The sequence below is a fragment of the Prosthecobacter sp. genome, from assembly GCF_029946185.1.
Lineage (GTDB): Bacteria > Verrucomicrobiota > Verrucomicrobiia > Verrucomicrobiales > Verrucomicrobiaceae > Prosthecobacter.
The window spans coordinates 1-5,383 of sequence record NZ_JAQSEA010000043.1; the positions used below are offsets into that span (position 1 = coordinate 1).

At 59.6% G+C, this 5,383-nt stretch carries 5 protein-coding genes; all 5 read right to left on the bottom strand.

Annotation, left to right across the window (positions count from 1 at the left end):
- Window positions 1–1,039, bottom strand: a 1,039-nt coding sequence (locus tag PSV43_RS02490; protein ID WP_300193430.1) for a methyltransferase domain-containing protein, incomplete at its 3' end; no start/stop codon positions are given.
- A gap of 113 nt (window positions 1,040–1,152) precedes the next feature.
- Window positions 1,153–2,334 (bottom strand): family 16 glycosylhydrolase, encoded by a 1,182-nt coding sequence (locus PSV43_RS02495; RefSeq protein ID WP_300193433.1) that lies wholly within the window; start codon window positions 2,332–2,334, stop codon window positions 1,153–1,155.
- Window positions 2,335–2,468: 134 nt separating this feature from the next.
- Window positions 2,469–4,154, bottom strand: a complete 1,686-nt coding sequence (locus PSV43_RS02500; protein WP_300193435.1) for a LamG-like jellyroll fold domain-containing protein — start codon at window positions 4,152–4,154, stop codon at window positions 2,469–2,471.
- A 2-nt stretch (window positions 4,155–4,156) separates the two neighbouring features.
- Window positions 4,157–4,711, bottom strand: coding sequence for a sigma-70 family RNA polymerase sigma factor (locus PSV43_RS02505; RefSeq protein ID WP_300193437.1), 555 nt, complete (start codon window positions 4,709–4,711; stop codon window positions 4,157–4,159).
- A gap of 240 nt (window positions 4,712–4,951) precedes the next feature.
- The coding region (locus PSV43_RS02510) for a LamG-like jellyroll fold domain-containing protein (RefSeq protein WP_345784645.1) at window positions 4,952–5,383 on the bottom strand (432 nt) is incomplete at its 5' end.

Genomic DNA, 5,383 nt, shown 5'->3' on the forward strand with positions numbered 1-5,383 from the left:
CGAGCGGGACCTGCACACGCGGTTCAATCAAGGCGAAGTGATCGCGATACGGCGGCTGTTGGTAAAGCTGGAAGGTTTTGTCACACACCGCGTAGCGCTTGCCGCGCTCCAGCGCGTGACCGTCATCATCCAGCACCTTGAGAAACGGCCCTTTATAGATGACGGCCTGATGGCGTTCGAAACACGGCCCCTGCTTGCCCTTCCATGCCTGAATGGTCACGCTGCGGAATTCGTAGCCCTCCACCGTCTGCCACGGCACATCATCGCGCTTCACAATCTCGATGCCGTAAAATCCGGCCTCGGCAAAAGCCTCAAGAAAGCCTTCCTCGGTATAAGCGCCGCTGATGCAGCCGCTCCATAGAATGGGATCACGCTGCATCGACTCGGGCACCACTTCATCACTCACAATGTCGGAGATGACGGCGCGTCCACCGCGTTTCAGCACACGGAAAATTTCATCAAAGAGCTGCCGCTTCATGCGTGTCTCCACGAGATTCAAAACGCAGTTCGAAACAACCACATCCACCGACTCCGTGGCGACAAGCGGGCGCTTCACTCGCAGATCGGCGGCGAGATCATCCGCCGCCACATAGGAGGCCGCGTCGGCGATGGGCTGTCTCTTTAATTCCTGATCCAGCGCTTCCAGATCGAGCGCCAGATCCTGGATACGCCCTTTGCGGAATTCGACATTCGCATGGCCGATTTTCTCCGCGACGATTGGCGCATTGCGCCGGGCGACCTCCAGCATGTCATCTGTCATGTCCACCCCGATCACCCGGCCCGTGGGGCCCACCACTTGTGACGCGATAAAACAAATTTTGCCCGTGCCGCTGCCGAGGTCGAGCACTGTCTCGCCCGGATGCAGGTGCTTCGAGGGATCGCCGCAGCCATAGTCTTTCTCGATCACCTCGGCGGGGATCGCCTTCAAATACTGCGGATCATAATTCACCGGGCAGCACAGCGCTGCCTCGGGAGCCTTCGCGGCGGCGGCATAACGTTCACGAGTGGCGGACTCGGCTGAAGGAGGTGCGATAGCCATGTCAAAAACTGGGTTTCTCTGAATTAATGAAGGTTATTGAGTTGTTGTATGATGTTTGAGCAACCCATGACAAAATTATTCCAAAAAAACCGACTTTTTGTCACCCAATTCAGCTAGGGCTTCGCTGCTTCCACGAGCGAGATGTCATCCGCCACGGCACGCAGGTTGGGGGACTGGTTGTGGAAAAAGATGACTGCGGTGCGGTCCGTGGGGCCGGTGGTGAATTGGAGACTTTTGCAGTGCAGGGAAGGGAGGAAGAACTGCGTGGTGCGCTCCTCCCGTCCGACAATTCGCACGCCGAGTTTGCAGTTGATCCAGACTTTGGAGATGTCGGCGGCGGGTGACTTCACCCAGGCAGAGAGGATGTAGGTGGTGTTTGGTTTCACCGTGACGCTCTGCTCAATCTGGGTTTTCGCCGCCACCAGCGCAGCCTGTTGGCCAGAGCGCGGCTTGTCGGCCATCGTGGCGGGACCGGTCCATGATTCTAGGTCTGCTTCAAAGCCTGGATTGGCGATCAGATTGAGCCTCGGTTCGCAAGCGGTGCTACCGCCGGTGCGTTGCCAGATACGACAGTAATCGACGATGAATTTCCGCCCATCGCCGAAGTCGGCGGCTTTCAATGCGTCCGGCTTCACCTCCCAGTCGAAAGTCTCCGAGTCGATCCACACCTTTTGCTCGTTGGTCGCCACCCATTTGTCGCCCATCTCCTCCTTCGTGACGCAGTTCACCATTCGGCCATCGACGAACACCTTCACGAACGTCTCCGCCCACTCGACACCATAGACGTGAAAATCATCCGCCACTCGGAAGTCGAGCTGATGATCGTTGGTCCAAATGCGCTTCCCAATTGTTGGCGAGCCCTTGCGCCAGTCGTGAAAAGAAGCATGAAACCGTGAGTCGGAATATGGCTTGCCGGGATTGTGGCCAAAGTGTTCAAACACGTCGATCTCGCCCCCGTTTCCAGTGGTCCAAAACGAGCTGGAGACCGGCCCGTCTGCCGCCTTGCAGCGCATTTCCAGATAGCCGTATTTGAACCGAGCTTTCGTGATGATCGCGGCGGTCGTAACAGGGGCTGGTTTTCCATACGAGATGCCGTTGCTGCCTTTGGCATCCGCGAACGAAAATCCGGGCTCCCATTTGCAAGCGATGGTCAGAAAGCCGCCGCCCACACTCACATTGGCGGGGTTGTATTGGGAAGGCGCGCGGCCCTTCCATTCGCCGTAAAAGTCGCCGTTCAGCCCGAGATTTTTCCACTTCTCAAGATCAAGCGTGGTGCCGTCAAACTCATCGCTCACTGGTTCATTAATAACCCAACCACCTGCATTGTGGGGATCAGAAACTGGCAAGGGTTGCGCACCGCTGCACGGCACGGCGCAGGCAAGGAGAAGGTATATCACTGTTTTCATATAGATGGGTGTGTCTTCGGCGCTCAGCGCTGCTGCGCACGGCTCTGCTCAAACAGCCGGGCGATCTCATCATCGCCCAGCGCGACTTTGAAGACGGCGAGTTCGTCCATGCGGCCGTTCAGATTGCGGATGGCAAAGGTGGGGTCTTCGCGGAAAGGCTGGCCCCAATTGCCGGCCTCGGCATTGCCAATGCGCAGCGTCTTGATCATGAATTTCGGCAGGATCTTCTCACGCGAAATGCGTTTGCCGTTCACGTAATGTGAGACCTGGGCGTTCACCGGATCAAAGACGGACGCCACATGCATCCACTGGCCGCTCATCGACTGATCCCACATCGGCGGCGAGTAGTAGAGGTGCTGAAAGCGCATGGTGGCACCATCTTTGGCCTTGGGGTCCGGGCGCGCATCGTCCACCATCACCGAGAGAATCATTTTGCCATCGTTTTGGATCTGCCAATGCGGCTCGCCGGTCTCGTAGCTGTCCGCCATGAACAGGGCGTTGTACCAGCGGTCTAGGCTGTCGATCCGCACCCAGGCGGCGAAGGTGAAGGCCGCAAATTCGCCCGGAACATTCACCCGCACCCGAGAGCCTGGGCGGCGAAATTCCAGCGCGGATTTCAGCCCCTGCCAGCGGCCATCCACCGGCTCCGCCAGCACCACGGCACCGTCGAGTTCTGGATTGCGCGGGGTGGCGAGATTGGGAATCAAGCCGCCGATCTTGTCGCGCTCAAACGTGTAATACAGCAGCAGTCGCGGGTCCTGGGCCAGCGCGTCGCGATGCGTCGTCCAATGCTCAAAGTCCGTCGCACGCTGAACCGCTGCCCGGCTGCCATTGCGATCCGCATCTGGAAACGCCACCGCGCCTGCTGCGGTGGGAATGGGGGCACCGCTGGCGTTCAAGCCGAGTGCGCCACCTTTGTTCAAAATGCTGCGGTCATCGCCATCACGCTGCAGCGCGATTTTGCCATCGAAGACCTCGACCTGTTCCTTGCCACCGCGCACCGATAGGCCGAACTCCGTGCCCAGATCCACGATCTCCGTCGAGGGCGCATGCAGCTTGAAGCCGCGTGCCGCAGGCGGAACGCGCACCCGCACCGCGCCCTCGTTGCATGAAGCCTCCCAGGCCGACTTCAAAGCGATCTCCGCAGGGCCTTCCACCGTCATCGTGGCGCCGCAGAAGAACTGAATTTCCGCCGTGCCAGCCGCTAAGCGGAACACCTCAGCTTCCAGCGTGTCGCCCTCCCGATGCTGCGTCCCCTGATCAGGCCACGTCGCATCAAACAAGCGACCCACCACGGCAAAGCCACGCGCGGACGGCTGCTCTCCAGCCGCTGTCTCAAAGCCCTCCGGTCCCTGCGTTGCGGGTGTACCCCAGTGCATGATCGCGAGGCCGAAAAAGAACGCCAGCGCCGCAGCGGCGGCCATCGGTGCCCAACCACTCAGCCAGCGTTGTTGTCGCTTTGGCTTCACCACGTTCAGTGGGGCTTCCGCCGCGAGCCAAGGTTCGGTCGTCGCATTCGCAGCCGTCAGATCGTTCTGCAAATGATGATCCAGCGCCAGGTAGCGGCGCATGATCGCACGCAGTGCCGGCCGCTCCAGCATTCGTTCCTGCAAGGCTTCGAAGGCCTCGCGCTCAATTGTACCATTGAGGTAGGCGTCCAGCCAGTCCTGCTCTTCAGCGGACAGATGTTTGAATTGGGTGGGCTCCATATTCATGCGTGTCCCGGTTGTTGCAGTTTCGACTCCACACAGGTCATCAGTTGTCGCCGAAGCCGGTTCAGCCGCATGTAAAACGCCTCGGCGGAAGAGCCCGCCTCCTCCGCCAGTTCCTTCACCTTCACGCCCTGCGTGTAGGCCAGGGTCAGCAGTTGCCGGCTTTTCTCCGGCAGGTCGCTCATGCAGGACTCCAGCGCCGCGTGTTCCGCATCCCGTTGATCGATTTCCTCCACCCCTTCGTCCGCCATCAGTTCCAGGACGTCCTCCCGAAACACCAGTCGGTCCCGCGCCATCTTCCGCCGGTAGGCCAGCGCCTCGAAGCGGGCGATCACGCAGGCCCACTTCATGAAATGCGTCTCCGGATCGTACTGGTCAAACTTACGCCACATCACAATCGCCGTCTGCTGCACCACCTCGTCCGCGTCCGTCCAGTTCGGCAGTAGCGACCGCACAAAGCGCCGCACATCCGCCTCAAAATGGGCGAATTTTTTCACGAAGACCTCATAGCGGGCGTCTTCCTGTGGATTGGGGGCGGGTTCGTGTTCAGTCATGACTTTCCCCCAACACTGCCGCAAAGCGGAAAAGCTAACACGCTTTTTTGCGGCCGTGCCGTGGCCGAGCGGGCAGACGCAAAGCCCGGGGCGGCAGGACGAGGCCAGGTTGTGGCAGTCCGCCCACTCAGCGCGTGGAGCCGGGGCCTGCCAGGCGTGCGTTGGCCGTATCGTTGCCGACGAAGCACTTTACGCCGCTGCCGCCCCCGGCGAACTTTCGCAGCAGCTTTATCATCGCCGTCACGGTTTACCGTTTTCGTAGATCCTGGAGATCTCGTCGGCAAGCAGGGCGGCGTTGAAGAGGAGAAACTCGTCCATGCTGCCATTGAGATTGCGCACAGCAAACTCAGGGTCTTTGCGATAGGCGGGTTCGCTCCAATTGCCGATGGAGGCCGCGCCGATGTACACCCGGTCCACCAGGTAGTTGTCAGGGATCGCTTCGCGGCTAATCGGTTTACCATTGAAATAGTGTGTCACTTGTTTGCCATCAGGATCATACACCGTGGCGATCATGACCCACTGGCCGCTTTGCGCGGGGCTCCAGATCACTGGGGAGTAGAAGATGTGCTTATCGGGATGGCCTTTGCCACTCTCGCTCTTTTTCACGGAGAAAAATAGCCTGCCGTCATTCATGATCTGCCAGTGCGGTTCGCCGAGATCGTGGCCGTCAGT